The sequence below is a fragment of the Arthrobacter sp. D1-17 genome (genome assembly GCF_054130535.1).
In genome coordinates this window covers 1,628,549-1,647,084 of record NZ_CP096382.1, presented here as the reverse complement: position 1 = coordinate 1,647,084, position 18,536 = coordinate 1,628,549, and the positions used below count along the sequence as shown (strand labels likewise).

Here is an 18,536-nt window from a genome sequence, read left to right as displayed (position 1 = left end):
GTTCATCAAAACCCGGCCGCACTCACCATCGGCAGGGCTAATAAGGGGTGATCCCGAGGGCCCCTGACGGTGCGGCGGCAGCGCGGCACCGTCAGGGTAGGGACCGCCTGTTACCCGCAGTACGCGCCGGTGGAGGCGCTGTGTACGAGCTTGGCGTATTTAGCCAGGACGCCCTTGGTGAATTTGGCCGGGAGCGGTTCCCAGCCTTCCTTGCGGGCTGCGAGCTCGGACTCGTCTACCAGCAGGTCGAAGCTGCGGGCTGCGATGTCCACGCGGATCCGGTCACCGTCCTTCACGAAGGCGATGGGGCCGCCGTCGACAGCCTCCGGGGCCACATGGCCGATGCAAAGGCCGGTAGTTCCGCCCGAGAAGCGGCCGTCTGTGAGCAGCAGGACGTCCTTGCCGAGGCCCGCGCCCTTGATGGCGCCAGTAATGGCGAGCATCTCACGCATGCCCGGGCCACCCTTGGGTCCTTCGTAGCGGATCACCACCACGTCGCCCTTCTGGATCTGCCCGTTGTCCAGCGCGTCCAGGGCGCCCTGCTCGCGCTCGAACACCCTCGCAGTGCCCTCGAAGACGTCGGCGTCGAAACCGGCGCTCTTGACCACAGCACCCTCGGGGGCCAGCGAGCCGTGCAGGATGGTGATGCCGCCGGTCTTGTGAATCGGGTTGTCCAGCGCGCGCAGGATCTTGCCGTCAACGTCCGGCGGGTTGATAGCAGCGAGGTTCTCCGCGATGGTCTTGCCTGTGACGGTGAGGCAGTCACCGTGGAGGAGGCCGGCGTCGAGCAGTGCCTTCATGATGACCGGCACGCCGCCGATCTTGTCGACGTCGGTCATGACGTAACGGCCGAACGGCTTCAGGTCGCCCAGGTGCGGGATCTTGTCGCCGATGCGGTTGAAGTCGTTAAGGGTCAGTTCGACCTCGGCCTCGCGGGCAATGGCAAGCAGGTGCAGGACGGCGTTGGTGGAACCGCCGAAGGCCATGGTGACGGCGATGGCGTTCTCGAAGGCCTTCTTCGTCATGATGTCGCGGGCGGTGATTCCCAGGCGCAGCAGGTTGACCACAGCCTCGCCGGACTTGCGGGCGAATTCATCACGACGGCGGTCAGCCGAGGGCGGGGCGGCCGAACCGGGCAGGGACATGCCCATTGCCTCGCCGATGCAGGCCATGGTGTTGGCTGTGTACATGCCGCCGCAGGCGCCTTCACCCGGACAGATCGCTTTCTCGATGCGGTCCAGGTCTTCCCGGCTCATCTTGCCCGCCGCGCACGCACCCACGGCCTCGAACGCGTCGATGAGGGTGACTTCCTTTTCGGAGCCGTCCTCAAGCTTGACCCAGCCCGGCATGATGGAGCCTGCGTAGAGGAACACGCTGGCGAGGTCGAGGCGGGCTGCTGCCATCAGCATGCCGGGCAGGGACTTGTCGCACCCGGCCAGCAGCACCGAGCCGTCAATGCGTTCGGCCTGCATCACGGTCTCCACGGAGTCCGCGATGACCTCGCGGGAGACGAGGGAGAAGTGCATGCCCTCGTGGCCCATGGAAATCCCGTCAGAAACCGAGATGGTGCCGAACTGCATGGGGAAGCCGCCGCCTGCGTGAACGCCTTCCTTGGCGCCCTGTGCGAGCCGGTTCAGCGAGAGGTTGCAGGGGGTGATTTCGTTCCATGAGCTCGCGACGCCGATCTGCGGCTTGGCGAAGTCATCATCGCCCATGCCTACGGCCCGGAACATGCCACGTGCCGGAGCCGCGTGGATGCCGTCTGTGACAACCCGGCTCCGGGGTTTGATGTCAGGCTTACTGTCGGTTGCGATCTGGGTGGACTCACTCATGGATCAAAGTCTATGACCCGTTAAAGGCCGTGAACGACCGGGATCGCCCTTCGAGCTCAATTCACCGAAAAACTCGTTCGATCGGTGGACTTTCGTCTCACATAGTGAAACGGCGCGCCCTTGACAAGCTAGACAGCCTTATTGACACCGACGTACCGTCAAGCAACGGCAACCTCGCGTTTTCGACAGAAGGGCTTTGCTATGGAATGGATTGTCTGGGTCATCGTCATCGTAGTGATCATCGCCGTCGTCTGGTGGCTCCTGAACCGAAATTCGGGCAAAGGCGGAACCCCAGAAGCAGCCGGGACGAGCCAGGTAACCTCCACTTCCCCGTCGGGAACAGAAGCAACGGCGCCCTCCCCGTCAGAGCCAGCCGCGGTGCCGTCGGGAGCAAACGCAGCCTTCCCCTCTGGATCAGGCACGACCGAACAGCAGCCCGCGCCCCTGGCCGGGGAAACCCCAGCCCGGCAAGGATCGTCCGCAGCCGGCCACATCAGCCCCGAGGATCAGGAGCCGGACATCGAGTCATGGGACGCCGCCACACCGCGTCCCGGGGCCGGCACCTCGGGGGCCACAGGGGGCGACGTCGATGACTGGAACGACGAGGAAGATCAGGCCGAGTGGGAGACGCAGTGGTCCGAGACCGGAGCTGAGCACCACACGGGGACCGGGCCCGCCGCCGCAAGCCGCCCGGCCGAACCTTTCCCCTCCGCCGGGACGGCAACTCCGCCTGCCAGCGCGGCTACACCTGCTGCGCCCGCGCACCACGCCGAGTACACCGCCCCTCATGCCCCCACGTTGCCCGGCGCCGAATCCGCGGCGGCTGATGCTTTTGACGCTGACGCCGAAACCCGGCAGCGGATGCAGTCGTCCGCGGCCACAGAAGAAGGGGCAAGCCACGACGCAGAGCCTGTCGGCCACCAGGAGAGCTCCGGGACAGGTGAACAGCCGGCCTTCGGCGGTCAAGCCGGAAGTCAGCCGGCCGCTGATGCAATGGCAGGCCAGCCCTACGGCGATGGATCCGCCGCCCCTGCAGCCGATGGCAGCGGCCCCGACGGCTACACGGTAAAGGCTGACACAGGGTCAATGACCTATTACGACGAGGACAACCCGGGTTACGCCGATGTCCGCGCCGAAGTCTGGTTCCTCTCTCCCGCGCACGCGGAAGCTGCGGGATTCCGCGCTCCACGCCGTACCCGGCGCTGAGAATCACGGCTGACGGACAGCAGCCAGCCACGGCGGATCAGGGATGAGGAAGAGCATGGGAAACGGGTCCTCCAACCGAAGCGCCGATCACGGGCAGGCTCGGCGCCGGAGTCCTGCCATCGCAGGTACGTGCGCAGCCAGCCTGACGCTGATGCTCGTGTTGGCCGGCTGCACCGTCACGGACGGCAATACCGTCCCGAGTGACGTCACCGGGACCAGCGGGCCCAGCGGCCGGCCGAGCACGGTTGCACCTTCCGCTTCGACTCTTGCGCCGAGCAGCAGCAGTCCGACCCAAAGCTCGGCCACCGCTCTCCCTGCGGGCGAGCCGAGCGTCCGGGCCACGATTGAGGGGCTGCAACTGCCGTGGTCAGCGGTATTCCTTCCGGACGGTACTGCCGTGATCAGCGAACGGGACAGCGCGCTTCTCAAGTCAGTGCGGAACGGCAGGATCAGCACCATCGGGAGCGTTCCGGACGTGGTTCCCGGCGGTGAAGGCGGGCTTATGGGTTTGGCTCTCTCCCCCGGCTATGCCACCGACAGATTCCTGTACGCCTACTACACGGCGGCCCAGGACAACAGGATCGCCCGCGTTCGGCTGGAGGACGCCGGAACAGGATCAGAGAGCGGATTCCGGCTCGGGACGCCCGAGGTCATCTTCTCCGGGATCTCCAAGGCCTCAACACACAACGGCGGCAGGATCCGCTTCGGTCCGGACGGCTTCCTGTACGTGGGCACCGGCGATTCGCAGCGCCGCGAACAGCCCCAGGACCGGAATGCCCTGGGCGGCAAGATCCTCCGGCTGACCAAGGACGGGAAGCCGGCACCCGGCAATCCCTTCCCGGGCAATCCCGTCTACAGCCTGGGCCACCGCAACGTTCAGGGCCTCGCATGGGACAGCGCCGGCCGCCTCTGGGCCAGTGAATTCGGGCCGGAGGTGAACGACGAGCTCAACCTGATCCAGGCCGGCGGGAACTACGGCTGGCCCGAAGTCACCGGCGCACCCGGCCGCGAGGGGTTTGTTGACGCTAAAGTTGTGTGGCCTTCAACCGCGGAATCTTCCCCAAGCGGCATGGAGATCGTGGGCTCTACGGCCTTCCTCGGCGCCCTACGCGGCCAACGCATCTGGAGCGTGCCGCTCGATGGTGAAAATGCCGGCACTCCTGTGGGCCATTTCACACGCAAGTACGGCCGGATCCGGAGCGTTTCACTGGCTTCAAACGGGGAACTTTGGGCGCTTACGAACAACCAAAACCCTGATTCCGTGCTGATTTTGACCCTGTCTGGCTGATCCCACCCTCCATCGCCGCCTCCGATTTCACACTGGCGAAAACTTCGTGTAGAGTTTCATGTCGTTGCGGAGGTCAACGAGGGAAGCAAAGCCCACGGTTGAACGAAACAGCAGCTGCACCTCTAGCTCAATTGGCAGAGCAATTGACTCTTAATCAATGGGTTCCGGGTTCAAGTCCCGGGGGGTGCACCACAGAGAAGGCCCTGACCAACGGAAACGTTTGGTCAGGGCCTTTTTGCTTGTCCTGCGCCCGGTACGGCAATCATTTCCAGCTGTATTGGCCCGGTGCCGAACTGATGACCTGGGACGCCGGCCCCCTTCTGCTGCAGCAGCGGCGGGCGTACCTTGGTAGCACTCGAGTCTGCCCGCCCTGCTCGTCCAAGGGCGAAGGGCCATCCCGACCCGGGACGGAGCACGAATGGAGATAAATAAGGACTGCATCCAGTGGCGGGGACGCCTTGATGGGCACAGCGGATATGCCGTGGAGGGCCGGAGTCTTATCCGTGTTCTGAGGGACTCGGGATACCGCGTCCTGGAAGTGCGAGTCACTCCTCGACCAGACGGCTGCGTTGAAGCCCGGATCGAGAAGATCCGCAGGCCCGGCCAAGGTTTCACCGTGGTCCACTTGCCATGGCCGGATCACGGCTGGGAGGACCTCTACGGCAAAGTCGTGTGGCGTGCCATGTTCGAGACGGCCGCAGTGCCCCCGGAATGGCTCCAACGACTCGCCGAGGTTGACGAAGTGTGGGTTCCGTCCCGTTTCAATGCCGAGACCTTCACGGGCGCCGGTGTGGACAGGACCAAGGTGAGAATCGTGCCCCAGTTCGTGGACCAGGGATGGCTGCAGATGACTGCCTGGCCCTATCCGGGACACGGCATTTTCAAATTCCTCTCGGTCTTCCGATGGCAGGAGCGCAAGGGATGGGACGTGCTCCTACAGGCTTACCTGCAGGAGTTTGACGCCGAGGACGACGTTGAACTCATCCTGCGGGTCGATCCGTTCGGCCCCGACTCCGTGGACATCCATTCGGCCATCACGTCAATGGTTCGAAGGGTCCGCCCCCACCGTCCTCCCCGGCTGAGGATGCTCCCTGGCCCTCTTCCGCCGGCAGGAATGAAAAAGCTTTTTGCTGCGGCCCATGCCTTCGTCTTGCCCACACGTGGGGAGGCCTGGGGGCGGCCTTTCATGGAGGCCATGGCCTGCCGGTTGATCACTATCGGCACGGCCTGGGGCGGGCACCTGGACTTCATGAACGCCAACAATTCGCTTCTGGTCGACTGTGAGCTCGTCAGCGTGCCGGAATCAGCCGCGCGCGAATGGCCATATTTCCGCGGTCAGACCTGGGCCGAGCCTTCCATCGGCAGTCTTCGCAGCTGCTTGCGCCGGGCGATTGACGGGGGTCCTGACCTCGAACGCCTGCGCGACAATGCCGCCGCAGCCATTAGGGAGCGTTACAGCCGGGACCACGTCCAAGAGATCCTGACCCGCGAAGTCGATCGGTTGCTGGCGGACAGGGCAAGTCCTCAGGATCCCGGCGCACACGAGAGCTGTGGCCTTGGCCATCTGTCATCCCTCCCCGGCAGTCGCCTTCCCATGAAGCCGGCCGCCCATCCCGTTTAGCATCGACCAGACCTTGGGAAAAACAAGGGGGGGCCTGCGGCTACCCCTCATTCCGGGGGTGGGGCCCTGTTCCTGCCATCAGGTAGATCGGGTGTTTACCAGTGTGCAGCTGCACACTGGTGGGGTCCCTGAAGTTGAAGGTAGCCGCGAACCCTCGCTTCAGAAGTGCCGGGTCCGGAAACGCATACCCTCCGACGCGCTCCCGGATCCGGCGGACAATCTTCAGGTGTTCGTCAGGACCCGTGTCGGCACCCGGCGGTCCGCGGCGCCCCGATCCACTCCTGCGTGTCCTTCCCGGTCTGGGGAGCCGGCAGCGCATATCTTCTTGGTATGGGCGAGGAACACCCCCGAGAGTTGACCGGGCAGATATCGATCAACGAACTGCTCATCGCCATGGGTGAACAGCCGGTGGTCAGCATGGTGGATCTGATTGTTCCGGACGACGCTTCATCCATTACGGATGAACCCCCCGCCTTGCCGGGACTCTAGAAATCCCGGACTCTAAAATCCAGGGCGGCCCGCAATGGAACGGAGCCACTGAGGCAGCGCCGGCCAAGCCGAATGAGTTCCTACTCGAATGAGCGGGCTTCAACGCCAAGGCGCGAGTCGGCACTCGATACAATGGCGCTGGTTTCGGGCGAGGCAAACCGTGTGGCCAGTTCCCGGACGACGGCCTGGAGCTCCTGGCGGAGGATGTCTGGGTCAATGGAGGCAGCGGCAAGCACAGACCGCTCCATGTCAGCGGCGGCAGTGACGGCCTCAGTGCCGCGCTCGGTCAACGAGACAACATGGCTGCGGCGGTCAGACGTGCTGCGCTGGCGCACAATGTGGCCATGGGCTTCAAGGCGGCTGAGGGTCTTGCCCATGGTCTGGGCTTGGACACGAACCAGCTGCGCCAACTGAGCCTGCGTCATGGGGCCGTTGTTGTACAGAACTTCGATGGCTATGACACCGGCATGGGTCAGGCCAATCGCCCCCAGCTTTTCGTTCCAGGAATGTTCAACGAGACGTGCCGCCGTGGACAAGAGGCGCCCAGTGGGCCAGCGATCCATATCAGGCATAGTACCAAGTATAGCCAGTGTGGATTGGTCACTGTGCAGCAGCCTTACTAAGCTGAAATTACCCCCATGAAAACAAGGAGAACACTTTGGCTGAACGACTCAACCCGGGCGATGCGGCCCCGGACTTCACATTGAAAAATTCCGCAGGAGCGGAAGTCAGCCTCAGTGACTACCGCGGGCGAAACACCATCGTCTACTTTTATCCGGCTGCCGCCACACCCGGATGCACCACCCAGGCCTGCGACTTCCGGGACAGCCTCTCATCCCTGCAAAGTGCCGGCTATGAAGTGCTGGGGATCTCACCCGACCCCATTAGCAAGCTTGCCTCCTTCGCTGCGAAGGAGGGCCTGACCTTTCCCCTGTTGTCTGATGAAAGCCACGCTGTTGCCGAGGCCTACGCCGCCTGGGGCGAGAAGAAGAATTACGGGCGGACCTACGAGGGCTTGATCCGTTCCACCGTCGTCGTGGATCCCGACGGCAAGGTTGTGCTGGCGCAATACAACGTCCGCGCCACAGGACACGTCGCCAAACTGCGCCGTGAGCTGAAGCTGGAGCAGGCCGCCAACTAGCCACAGCAGCCTCCGGCGGGAGCGGCTGGGCGAATGCCCAGCGGCGGGAGGCGCCGCTGACTGATCGAAAGGCCTTCTGACGGTACAATGGAGGCTGGCTGCCGCCGTCGTGACTTTCCTCTGTTAGGAATCACAAGGCGGCGCCGCGCGCGAGTGGTGAAATTGGCAGACACGCAGGATTTAGGTTCCTGTGCCTTCGGGCGTGGGGGTTCAAGTCCCCCCTTGCGCACCAGACGACGGCGAAGCTGCCGCGGCCAGGATGACAACTCCAGGCAATCAGGGAAAGTCCCGGACCAATTGGTCCGGGACTTTTCTAATTTAAAGATTTTTCCTGCGCCCACCCATCCGCCCCGGCACTGCCGGCGAATACCCAGTGAGACACCAACCAAGGGTCGGTGCCCACAGTCGCAAATGGTCCAGACACGGGAAGAGGATCGCTCCCCCGGGCAGTGATCGGCACAAACAAGGAGAATCACAATGCAGTCATTCAAGCGCACCACTTTCAGCGTCGCAGGCGTTGCAGCAGCGGCCCTGCTTAGCCTCACCGCGTGCGGCGGCTCGGCGTCGACGGCCCCGGCCTCCTCATCAGCGGCGGCCGAACCGTCCGCTTCCAGTGCAGCCCCGTCCGCATCGGCCAGCTCCTCGGCGGCAATGGACCCGGCAGCGAACCTCGCCGGCCCCGGCTGCGCGGCTTACGCCAAGCAGGTCCCCAGCGGCGCAGGTTCCGTCTCCGGCATGGCCCTTGACCCGGTCGCGGTCGCTGCTTCGAACAATCCGCTCCTGAAGACGCTCACCGCGGCCGTTTCCGGCAAGCTCAACCCGAAGGTCGACCTGGTGGACACTCTCAACGGCAGCGAGTTCACGGTCTTCGCCCCCGTGGATGACGCCTTCGCGAAGGTCCCCGCCGCCACCATCGAGACGCTCAAGAAGGACGATGCCCTGCTGAGCAAGATCCTCACCTACCACGTTGTTCCCGGCCAGGTTGCCCCGGACAAGATCGTCGGCACCCACAAGACGGTCCAGGGCGGCTCGGTCACAGTGACAGGCACCAAGGATGCGCTGAAGGTGGACGGCGCCAACGTGATCTGCGGCGGCGTCCAAACGGCCAACGCCACCGTTTACCTGGTGGACTCGGTGCTGATGCCCAAGTAGCCACCGCTGCAAACTCCCGCCGGAGAGTTTCTGGGACACCTCCGGCACGGAGAAGCCGTGGTCCGCACCTTCAGGGTGCGGGCCACGGCTTTGCAGCGTCAACGACAGCCGGGCAGTCATTTAGACTGGAAAGCGGGGCCCGCTGACCGTGCCGCCACCGCAGCAGCCAACCCCCAGCAGCCCAGAGGTGATCAACGAGTGCCCAGCAGCATGACGCGACGCACGGCCATCAAGACCGGTGCCGCCCTCCTGGGCCTGACGCTCACCTCCTGCACGGGAGAGGCAGCCCCGCCACCCTCGTCCGCCGCCCCCGCCCCCACCGTAGCTGCGACCGGCAAACCCACAGCGACGTTTAACTTCGGCACCGCTGCCGATCCCCTCGGCCTTGACCCTGCTCTGGCCAATGACATCGAATCCCAGCGCGTCACCCGGCAGATCCTCGAGGGGCTGGTCGGAGTAAACCAGACCACGGGCGAACCAACGCCCCTGCTCGCCACGGACTGGACCGCATCCGCGGATGGCCGTTCCTACACCTTCAACCTCCGTCCCGGAGTGAAGTTTCACGACGGCACGCCGTTTAACGCCAACGCCGTCTGCACCAACTTCAGGCGCTGGTTCAATCTCCCGGCAGCGCTCCGCCGGCAGGTGCCGGGCACCACCTTTAAAGCCGTCTTCAAGGAACATTCCGACACACCCTCCCTTTCGGTCTTCAAAGCGTGCACCGCACTCTCGCCGCTGCGGGTGCGGATCGACCTCACAGAGAGGTTCACCGGGTTCCTCCAGGCCCTGACGCTGCCGGCCTTCGCCTTCTCCTCCCCCAAGGCCCTCACTGCAGGCCGCGCCGATGTCCTGAGCCAGCGCCGCGGCAGCCAGGCCCTGTCCGCCTACGCCAGCCACCCGGTGGGCACCGGACCCTACCGCTTCTCCGCTTGGAACACCGGCGGCGTGACGCTGGTCACCAACCAGACCTACTGGGGTGGCCGCGGCGAGATCGCCACCATCAACTTCATCACGTACAGCCATCCCCAGACCCGGCTCCAGGCGCTGCTGGACGGCAAGATCGACGGCTACGACGCAGTCACTGTGGGCAACTTCGATCCGCTGGTGAAACGCGGGATGCAGATTATCCAGCGGGACCCTTTCTCGGTGATGTACCTGGGCATGAACCAGGCCGTGCCGGTGCTGGAGGACCTGAAGGTGCGGCAGGCCATTGAAATGGCCATCGACAAAGACACCCTGATCCGCCGCTTCTTTATCGACAACACTGCCCAGGCGTCCCAGTTCGTGCCGCCGAAGCTCAGCGGATTCAACAACAACGCGCCGGCACTCGGCCACGATCCGGCCAAGGCGAAGGAACTGCTCGCCGAGGCCGGATATAAGGGCCAGCCCCTGAAGTTCTACTACCCTCTGAACGTCACCCGGCCGTACCTCCCCACGCCTGAGAAGGTTTACGCAGAGATCAGCCGCCAGCTCACGGCCGTGGGCCTGAACATCAGGCCAGTCCCCGTCGACTGGGCGGACGGCTACCTGCAGAAGGTCCAGTCCCCGGGGGACCATGCCCTTCACCTGCTCGGCTGGAACGGGTCCTATTCCGACGCCGACAACTTCCTCGGCCCCCTGTTCGGGGAGAAGAACGGGGAATTCGGGTACCAGGACCCGCAGGTCTTTTCCAAGATCGACCGCGCCCGCGGCCTGCCGGTGGGCGACGAACGCAATGCCCAGTACCAGACCATCAATGCCCAAATCGCGGAGACTGTGCCGGCTGTCCCCATCGCGTTCCCCATCTCGGCCCTGGCCCTCTCGGACCGGGTCATCAGCTACCCCGCTTCGCCGGTCTTAAATGAAGTTTTCACCAGGGTCCAACTGAGGCCTTGACGCAAGAGCGTAATTTCAGTTAGTAGGCGGTGCGGGATATTCTGTGACAGCCAGAGCCGCTGCTATCGGAGACTGATTGTGACCTTCATATCCAAGACCCAACATGCCGACGTCGTCCTGATTGGCGGCGGCATCATGAGCGCAACGCTCGGTGCGTTTCTCAAGCAGCTCGAACCCAACTGGACCATTTCACTGTTCGAGCGCCTCGACGAAGCAGGCCTCGAGAGCTCCGGACCCTGGAACAACGCCGGCACCGGACACGCCGCCCTGTGTGAGCTTAATTACTCCCCCGCAGCCAAAGACGGCTCGGTCAACCCCGCCAAGGCACTGCACATCAACGAGCAGTTCCAGCTGTCCCGCCAGTTCTGGTCCCACCTTGTGACAAACTCCCTGATTGGCTCCCCCAAGGGCTTCATCAACACCGTCCCGCACATGAGTTTCGTGCTCGGCGAGGACAATTCCACCTTTCTCAAAACCCGGTATGAGGCGCTCAAGCAGCACACGCTGTTCCGGAGCATGGAGTACTCGGAGGACTTCGCCCAAATCGGCAAATGGGCTCCGCTTATCGTCAAGGGCCGCGACCGCAACCAGCGCATCGCCGCGACGCGTGCCCCCGAGGGCACCGACGTTGATTTCGGCGCGCTGACCCGGGAACTGGTTGGGTACCTGGGCAACAACGGGGTGGAGATCAACTACGGCCATGACGTTACGGACGTCAACAGGGCGGCCGACGGCGGCTGGGACCTTTCGCTCAAGCACCCGGCTTCCGGGGAACGCGGCAGCATCCACGCCAAGTTCGTCTTCGTCGGCGCCGGCGGCGGGGCACTGCACCTGCTGCAGGCCTCGGGCATCCCGGAGAGCAAGGGTTACGGCGGCTTCCCCGTCTCGGGCCAGTTCTTCCGCTGCACGGACCAGTCGCTGGCGTCCCAGCACAACGCCAAGGTATACGGCCAGGCCTCCGTTGGGGCGCCGCCCATGTCCGTTCCGCACCTGGACACCCGCTACGTCGGCGGCAAGCGTTCACTGCTGTTCGGCCCGTACGCCGGTTTCTCCACGAACTTCCTGAAGAACAGCACCTGGCTGGACCTTCCGCTGTCCATCCGACCCGGGAACATCATCCCGATGCTTGCGGTGGCGAAGGACAACATGGACCTCACGGCCTACCTCATCAAGGAGGTTGCCAAGCGCCACGGCGCCAAGGTCGAGGCCCTGCGCGAGTACTACCCCGAAGCCAAGGACGGCGACTGGGAACTGATCACCGCGGGCCAGCGTGTGCAGATCATCAAGAAGGATCCGAAGAAGGGCGGCGTACTGCAGTTCGGCACCGAGGTGATCGCCGCCCGCGACGGCTCCATCGGCGCCCTGCTTGGCGCGTCGCCGGGGGCGTCCACCGCTGTGCCGATCATGATTGAGCTCCTGCAGAAGTCCTTCCCGAAGAACTTCAAGGGATGGCAGTCCAAGCTCAAGGAAATGATGCCGGGCTACGGCGTCAAGCTCAACGACAACCCGGACCTCGCCGCCGAACTCGAAAAGGCCACCGCGAAGGCGCTCCAGCTCGACGTGGCACCGGCCGTGCAGCGCTAGGGACCCGCCGGGTTTGCGGCAGGCTCCATCCAGGAAACAGTCCGTCAACCCCTTCAGGAGACCAAGCGATGTTCCGGCTGGCCAGTCTTTCCCTCGGCAACCGTGCGCTGATCGCGCTGATCACGGTCTTCGCCTCGGTGTTCGGCGTGATCACAATGTCTTCGCTGAAGCAGGAACTCATTCCCTCGATTGAGTTTCCGCGGATCACGGTGATCACGTCGATGCCGGGAGCATCGCCGGAAGTCGTGGACAAGCAGGTCAGCCGGCCGCTGGAGACCGCGCTGAACAGCGTCGAAGGCCTGGAATCGACGTCGTCGACCTCGCGCAACGGCGTGTCGCAGATCAGCATGGTCTTCACCTATGGGGCGGATCTTGACCGTGCGCGCAATCAGATCGACCGCGCCATTTCCAACACCAAGCGGGCCCTCCCCGAGGACGTGCAGCCGCAGGCCATAGCCGGGAGCATTAGTGATTTCCCCATCGTGTTCCTCGCCGTCTCCTCGGACAAGCCGCTCAGCGAGCTGAACACCGACCTGCAGCGGCTGAGCGTTCCCAGGCTCCAAAAGCTCGACGGCGTTCGCGCCGCCGAAGTGACCGGTGGCGCCAGCCAGCACATCCTCATCCTGCCTGACCCGTCCAAAATGGCATCCGCCAGGGCAACCGTCCAGTCGATCCGCAACGCCCTGGCCAACAACGGCGACCTTGTCCCGGCCGGAACGATTGAGGACAAGGGCCGGAGCCTTTCCCTCCAGGTCGGCAGCCCGGTGGACTCCCTCGCGGCCGTGACAGCCCTGCCGCTCAGCGGCGCCAAGAGCGGTGCCACCATCGGCTCCGTGGCCGGGGTAAGCATCAAGGACGACGAGCGGACGTCCATCACGCGCACCAACGGCGAGGAAACCCTCGCCGTCTCCGTCACCAAGAAGCCAGACGGCGACACGGTCGCCATCTCCCATGCCGTCAAGGACTCCCTGCCGCAACTGGAGGCCGAGCTGGGTTCGAATGCGAAGTTCACGCCTGTCTTCGACCAGGCGCCCTTCATTGAGAAGTCGATTAAGGACCTCACCACGGAGGGTCTGCTGGGGCTGGGCTTCGCCGTGGCGGTCATCCTGGTGTTCCTGATGTCGGTCCGGTCCACACTCGTCACTGCAGTATCTATCCCGCTGTCGCTGCTGATCACCTTCATCGGCCTCTCCGCCACCGGATATTCGCTGAACATCCTGACACTGGGTGCGCTCACCATAGCCATCGGCCGTGTGGTGGATGACTCCATCGTTGTGATTGAGAACATTAAAAGGCACCTCAGCTACGGGGAGCCCAAGCTCACGGCCATCCTGACCTCCATCCGGGAGGTGGCCGGGGCCATCACCGCCTCGACGCTCACCACAGTGGCCGTCTTCCTGCCCATCGCCTTCGTGGGCGATCTGGCCGGCGAGCTCTTCCGCCCCTTCGCACTGACCGTCACCATCGCACTGCTCTCCTCGTTGCTGGTGTCCCTGACGATCGTCCCGGTCCTCGCCTACTGGTTCCTCAGGTCCCCTGCCGACCCCCGCAAGGCAGGGACTGCGCCGGTACCCGCCCGTGAGATCGAGGCCAAGGCCCTTGAACGGGAACAGCGCAGCGTCTTGCATCGCGGTTACCTGCCGGTCCTGACGGCAACGCAGAAGCGCCCGGCGCTGACACTGGTCGCAGCCGTGCTCATCCTGGGTGGAACGGTGGCCATGACCCCGCTGCTTGCCACTGACCTGCTGGGACGCTCAGGCGAGAACAGCATGACGGTGAAACAGGAGCTCCCGGCCGGGACGAGCCTGCAGGAGACCAGCGCCGCGGCCGGGAAACTCGAAGCGGTCCTGCTGGGGATCGACGGGATCAAGGATGTCCAGGTGACCTCCGGCAACGCACAGTCCGGCTTCACCGCGCTCACCTCCTCCGGCGCCTCGAACTCCACGTTCACTGTGGTCACCGAGGAGAAGGCAAACCAGGCAAAGCTTCAGGAGACCGTCCGCGCGGAGCTTTCTACAGTCAACGGGGCCGGCAAAGTCTCCGTGGGGGCCCAGCAGAGTGGTTTCGGCACGTCCTCCACCGTGGACATCACCCTCAGGGCCGCCACCTCCGCGGACCTCAGGACGGCCAATGACGCCATGGTGAGCGCCATGACCGGCGTGCCCGGGAGCACGGAGGTCTCCACGAACCTCGCTGCGAGCCAGCCGGTAGTCCAGGTGAGGGTGGACCGGGCAAAGGCCGTCGCGGCCGGCCTGAACGAGGAAAAGGTGGCGGCTGTCCTGGCATCCACGGTCAGCCCCGTACCCGCCGGCACCGTGCGTATCGAGGCGGATGATTTCCCGGTCCGGATCGGTGAAGGCACACGTTTCACGAGCATTGCCGCCGTCCGCGCCATGCCCCTTCCGACCGCCTCAGGCCCCGTCACACTAGGCAGCATTGCCGCCGTCGAGCAGGTGGACGTGCCGATCTCCATAACCTCCAGCAACGGCCAGCGGACAGCGAAAGTCTCTGTCACGCCGTCGGGCTCCAACCTGGGCGCCGTAAGCGCCGAGGTGCAAAAGCGGCTTGCGTCCGTTGACCTTCCGGCCGGGGTCACGGCCGCAATCGGCGGTGCCACCACGCAGCAGGCAGAGTCGTTCCGGCAGCTCGGGCTGGCCCTGCTGGCTGCCGTCGCGATTGTCTACGTCATCATGGTGGCCACCTTCAAGTCGCTGGTCCAGCCACTGATCCTCCTGGTCTCCGTGCCGTTTGCCGCGACCGGCGCCGTGACCCTGCTGCTGATTTCCAAGGTGCCGCTGGGGCTGCCGTCGCTGATCGGCATGTTGATGCTGGTGGGCATCGTGGTCACCAACGCCATCGTGCTGATCGACCTGATCAACCAATACCGGGAACCACGGGCAGGCAGGCCCGGCATGAACGTTGCGGATGCGATCACCCACGGAGCCCGGCAGCGTCTACGCCCCATTCTGATGACCGCGCTGGCGACCGTCTTTGCGCTGACTCCCATGGCGCTCGGGTTCACCGGCGGCGGCGGGTTCATCTCGCAGCCGCTGGCCATAGTGGTGGTCGGCGGACTGGTGTCCTCCACGGCCCTGACGCTCGTGCTCGTCCCCGTACTGTACCGGCTTGTGGAGGGGCGCCGGGAGAAGAAGCAACTGCTGCGCCAACTCAAGGCGCGTCCGGACTTCTCCCCCGTGGACGACGTTGATGCCGAATTCGCCGATTGGACCACGGGCACTATTCCAAAGGTCAGCGGGCGCCGCGCTGCTTCGGGTTCTCCCGAGTAGGTCCGGACCGCGGCTCCACGGTGACTCTATCCAGGCGGGCGCGGCAGCCTTCAACCGGCACTTCACCAGGCTATCTGTGACTGTAGCCGACGAAGTCTGGACACTAACGCTCAGCATACTTAGCGTTAATGCGTGACCGCTGATGCGCCTGGCATTGCCAATCGAAACAGCGGCACGGCCGGGGCGGCCTCAAGGCCGCTACCCACTCAGTCCAAGGAGATCGCCATGACGACAGCACGAGAAATCATGACCGGCGGCGTTGAATGCATCGGTGAAAACGAAACGCTCGAAGTGGCCGCCCGAAAGATGAAAGACCTCGACGTCGGCGCCCTGCCGATCTGCGGAGAGGACAACAGGCTCAAGGGCATGATCACCGACCGCGACATCGTCATCAAGTGCTTCGCCGAGGGAGGCGACCCGCGCACGGCAAAAGCCGGAGACTTTGGTCAGGGCAAACCGGTGACCATCGGCGCGGATGATTCCATTGAAGAAGCAATCAGAACCATGGAAGAGCACCAGGTCCGCCGGCTGCCGGTTATCGACGGCCATGACCTGGTCGGTATCCTCACCCAGGCAGACATCGCCCGGAACTACCCCGAGGACCGCGTCGGCGAGCTCGTAGAACTTATTTCCTTCTACTAGGCCGGGCAACCCACCCTTCAGACTGCGCGGAGCGACGTGAGCTCGTAGATTATGGCCGAGCTCATCGCCGGTCCGCGGCAGGTCAACTGACAGGGCGCGGCGGGCTGGGCCTTCAGTTCGACGTCGACACGCGCCGGGTGAGGCGGGAGGCCGGTGATGCGGATCCGCCAGTAATCGCCGTCGCGAAAGGTCGCCGCAACCGTATAGTCGTTGCGGCCGGCTGGACCGAAAAGTCTGAGCGTGGCCGCGACAGCGGCCTGCTGTGGCGGGAAGAGATCGGTGTATCCGCGCAGATACTCCCCATGGATACGGCCGGAAAGGTGCTCTTCGATCGTGGCCACGGACGACTCGGCGTCCAGACCGCCGTAGTAGACGCCGTCGGGCGCGACAACGACGTTGGCTGCGAACCTGTCACCGCCTACGTGCGTACATTCCCACACCAGTCCTGGCCAGCGTTCACTCAGTGCACGTCCCACAGGCCGTCCGCGTACGGCACAGCATTGGTCGTGCCGGCTATGAGTGCAGACCAGGATGACCGGCGGATGGCCGGTCGATCCGGGGATGTTGAGGGCTGTGGCAATCTCCGCCAGATCCTCATCACGGCTCCACGTTCCCCATTGCTGACGATGGGCGCCGGAGTTCTCATGACGCAGCACTGCCCAACGGCTGTGGCCCTGGCGCCGGCGGCGGCCGGGCCGCCGCACCAGCAGCACCCGCGCCCGCGCCGTCTTCGCGGCGGCGAGCACGAGCCCTTTGGTCTCAGGCTCCAGGTCAAGGCCCTCGAAGCCGTTGACCGGCCACCCGCCCCGATACTCGATGAGAACCCAGACGACGCCATGCGACGCCGTGCCGGCAATCGGGTCGCCGCGCATCCGGGCGCCTTCTGAGCAGAAGAAGCGTTCGGTGGCGGCCGCTGCGGCGAAGTCACTATTCAACGGGAACGAGGACCCCTGCGCGCAACAGTTTCTCGACGAGTTCGGTTCCGAGGTCAGCTGTGGTGTGAACCTCCCCGTCGAGCAGGCGTGTCACAGAAGGCAGATCGGTTTCCGGGAAGTCGAACCAGCCCACCCGTGTGGTCAGGCGTGACCCCTCCAGCCGTGCCTCCAAGGCACCGCGAAGCCGCACCAAAGACTCCGGGCTGAGGCAGTCGACGGCCGCGAGCTGGGCCAGCGGTCCTAGCGGTGCCGGGCGTCCCTGACTGCGCCGGGTGCGGTGGAACATCGCAGTGGAATCAGCCTCAGCGACGGCAGCGGCGAGGCGCTCACGGACAGTGCCGATCTCCGCACCCGGCCCGTCAACGCCCAATGGCAGCGTGCGGCGCATCTCGGGATCGTCGCATAGCTTTGCAAGGGCGGCCTCCGCGAGCTGCTCGGCCAGCGCGTAGCGGGTCCAGCTGTGGACGCCGAGGGTGAGATGGATGGAGACCTCCCCCTGAGCCTGGGCGGCATGCAACCAGCCGCGCGGCAGGTAGAGTGCATCCCCGGGCTCGAGCACAGTATCGATGTACGCTTCGCCTTTCGCGGCCTCCGCAACAGCGGAGCGGCACTCGGTCCAGGGTTGATTACGCAGCGGATCCGGGTGGACCGGCTCGTGGATGATCCAACGCTTGGTCCCCGCTATCTGCAGGACGAAGACATCGTGGACGTCGTAGTGATCATCGAACCCACGGTTTTGCGGCGGGGTGATGTAGGCATTCGCCTGTACCGGATGTCCAAGCTCCGTGCTAAGCCTTGAGCTGAAGTCCGAGACTGGCTCCCAGGTGCGGTGCAGAGCCTGGAGGACGAGCGTGGCGCCGTCCGCGAATTTGCGCCACAGCGCCGTGTCATCGAGCTGGTCGGAGATGGTGGCCCCCACGCCGGCAGGGGAGGTGAAGGACGAGTCGGGAAATGTAGAGCCGCCCTTGGCGACACGGAGGAAGGGTGTGCGCAGTCCGCGGCGTGAGATCAGTTCATCCACGGCCTCGGCAGAGAACAGGTCGGAGAAGTCGCTGGCGCAACGGGTGAGCAGCGCCGTGCGCCCCCAGATGTTTCCGGCGAACCTCTCACGGCCGATGTTAATGAGACGTGTCTCCAGGACCCCGGCGCCTTTCACGGCGCCGGGGTCCTGGAGGTCTGTGCGGGTGGTGCTCAAAATTCAGCCCCGTTCTGCAGCTCCCCCGTCGGCACCGCCGTCAGCGCCGCTGTCAGCTCCCCCGTCGGCGCCGCTGTCGGCACCACCGTCGGCACCGCTGTCAGCACCACCGCCGGCACCGCTGTCAGCACCACCGCCGGCACCGCTGTCAGCTCCGCCGTCGGCACCGCCGTCGTGGGCGCCCGGGACGCCGGCCGCACCGCCGTCCGCCAGGCCTTCCTGCTGGCTCGGATCCTGCTCTGGAATGGTCATGCTTCCTCCCGAGAATCGAATGGCTGGGCGATCCTTC

At 64.8% G+C, this 18,536-nt stretch carries 15 protein-coding genes and 2 tRNA genes; 12 read left to right on the top strand and 5 right to left on the bottom strand.

Annotated features, from left to right (window positions below; genetic code table 11):
• Positions 1-110: 110 nt before the first annotated feature.
• Positions 111-1,832: a dihydroxy-acid dehydratase gene (gene ilvD, locus M1E01_RS07670; RefSeq protein ID WP_457974456.1), complete on the bottom strand. Its 1,722-nt coding sequence runs from the start codon at positions 1,830-1,832 to the stop codon at positions 111-113.
• A 201-nt stretch (positions 1,833-2,033) separates the two neighbouring features.
• On the opposite strand from ilvD, the gene M1E01_RS07665 reads away from it, so the two are divergent.
• The 5 genes from M1E01_RS07665 to M1E01_RS07645 all read left to right on the top strand — a co-directional run bounded on the left by M1E01_RS07665 (position 2,034) and on the right by M1E01_RS07645 (position 6,436).
• Positions 2,034-3,038, top strand: coding sequence for a sunset domain-containing protein (locus M1E01_RS07665; protein ID WP_457974455.1), 1,005 nt, complete (start codon positions 2,034-2,036; stop codon positions 3,036-3,038).
• Between the two features lie 151 nt (positions 3,039-3,189).
• Positions 3,190-4,326, top strand: a complete 1,137-nt coding sequence (locus M1E01_RS07660; protein ID WP_457974903.1) for a PQQ-dependent sugar dehydrogenase — start codon at positions 3,190-3,192, stop codon at positions 4,324-4,326.
• A 116-nt stretch (positions 4,327-4,442) separates the two neighbouring features.
• Positions 4,443-4,518, top strand: a tRNA-Lys gene (locus tag M1E01_RS07655).
• Positions 4,519-4,744: 226 nt separating this feature from the next.
• A complete protein-coding gene (locus M1E01_RS07650; protein ID WP_457974454.1) occupies positions 4,745-5,947 on the top strand; it encodes a glycosyltransferase in 1,203 nt (400 codons plus the stop codon).
• Between the two features lie 330 nt (positions 5,948-6,277).
• On the top strand, positions 6,278-6,436 hold the full coding sequence (locus tag M1E01_RS07645) for a hypothetical protein (protein WP_457974453.1): 159 nt from the start codon (positions 6,278-6,280) through the stop codon (positions 6,434-6,436).
• An 80-nt stretch (positions 6,437-6,516) separates the two neighbouring features.
• Here the strand turns inward: M1E01_RS07645 and M1E01_RS07640 are convergent, their stop codons facing one another.
• Positions 6,517-6,999 (bottom strand): MarR family winged helix-turn-helix transcriptional regulator, encoded by a 483-nt coding sequence (locus M1E01_RS07640; protein WP_457974902.1) that lies wholly within the window; start codon positions 6,997-6,999, stop codon positions 6,517-6,519.
• Between the two features lie 95 nt (positions 7,000-7,094).
• Between M1E01_RS07640 and bcp the strand changes: the two genes are divergently transcribed.
• The 7 genes from bcp (at position 7,095) to M1E01_RS07605 (ending at position 16,117) form a co-directional block, all read left to right on the top strand.
• The gene (gene bcp, locus M1E01_RS07635) at positions 7,095-7,577 is read left to right on the top strand and encodes a thioredoxin-dependent thiol peroxidase (protein ID WP_457974452.1); all 483 of its coding nucleotides are present in this window, start codon (positions 7,095-7,097) and stop codon (positions 7,575-7,577) included.
• 147 nt (positions 7,578-7,724) lie between these two features.
• Positions 7,725-7,809, top strand: a tRNA-Leu gene (locus M1E01_RS07630).
• A 245-nt stretch (positions 7,810-8,054) separates the two neighbouring features.
• Positions 8,055-8,729, top strand: a complete 675-nt coding sequence (locus M1E01_RS07625; protein WP_457974450.1) for a fasciclin domain-containing protein — start codon at positions 8,055-8,057, stop codon at positions 8,727-8,729.
• A 210-nt stretch (positions 8,730-8,939) separates the two neighbouring features.
• Complete coding sequence (locus M1E01_RS07620) at positions 8,940-10,604, top strand: ABC transporter substrate-binding protein (protein WP_457974449.1); 1,665 nt, start codon at positions 8,940-8,942, stop codon at positions 10,602-10,604.
• A gap of 78 nt (positions 10,605-10,682) precedes the next feature.
• The gene (locus M1E01_RS07615) at positions 10,683-12,188 is read left to right on the top strand and encodes a malate:quinone oxidoreductase (protein WP_457974448.1); all 1,506 of its coding nucleotides are present in this window, start codon (positions 10,683-10,685) and stop codon (positions 12,186-12,188) included.
• A gap of 68 nt (positions 12,189-12,256) precedes the next feature.
• Positions 12,257-15,475, top strand: a complete 3,219-nt coding sequence (locus M1E01_RS07610) for an efflux RND transporter permease subunit (RefSeq protein WP_457974447.1) — start codon at positions 12,257-12,259, stop codon at positions 15,473-15,475.
• A gap of 225 nt (positions 15,476-15,700) precedes the next feature.
• On the top strand, positions 15,701-16,117 hold the full coding sequence (locus tag M1E01_RS07605; RefSeq protein ID WP_457974446.1) for a CBS domain-containing protein: 417 nt from the start codon (positions 15,701-15,703) through the stop codon (positions 16,115-16,117).
• 17 nt (positions 16,118-16,134) lie between these two features.
• Here M1E01_RS07605 and M1E01_RS07600 read toward each other — a convergent pair whose 3' ends face one another.
• The 3 genes from M1E01_RS07600 to M1E01_RS07590 are packed head-to-tail and all read right to left on the bottom strand — an operon-like array spanning position 16,135 to position 18,499.
• Positions 16,135-17,052, bottom strand: coding sequence for a sucrase ferredoxin (locus tag M1E01_RS07600; RefSeq protein ID WP_457974445.1), 918 nt, complete (start codon positions 17,050-17,052; stop codon positions 16,135-16,137).
• On the bottom strand, positions 17,045-18,247 hold the full coding sequence (locus M1E01_RS07595; protein WP_457974444.1) for a cupin domain-containing protein: 1,203 nt from the start codon (positions 18,245-18,247) through the stop codon (positions 17,045-17,047). Before M1E01_RS07595 ends, M1E01_RS07600 begins: the two co-directional genes overlap by 8 nt.
• 3 nt (positions 18,248-18,250) lie before the next feature.
• On the bottom strand, positions 18,251-18,499 hold the full coding sequence (locus M1E01_RS07590) for a BatC protein (RefSeq protein ID WP_457974443.1): 249 nt from the start codon (positions 18,497-18,499) through the stop codon (positions 18,251-18,253).
• Positions 18,500-18,536: the final 37 nt, after the last annotated feature.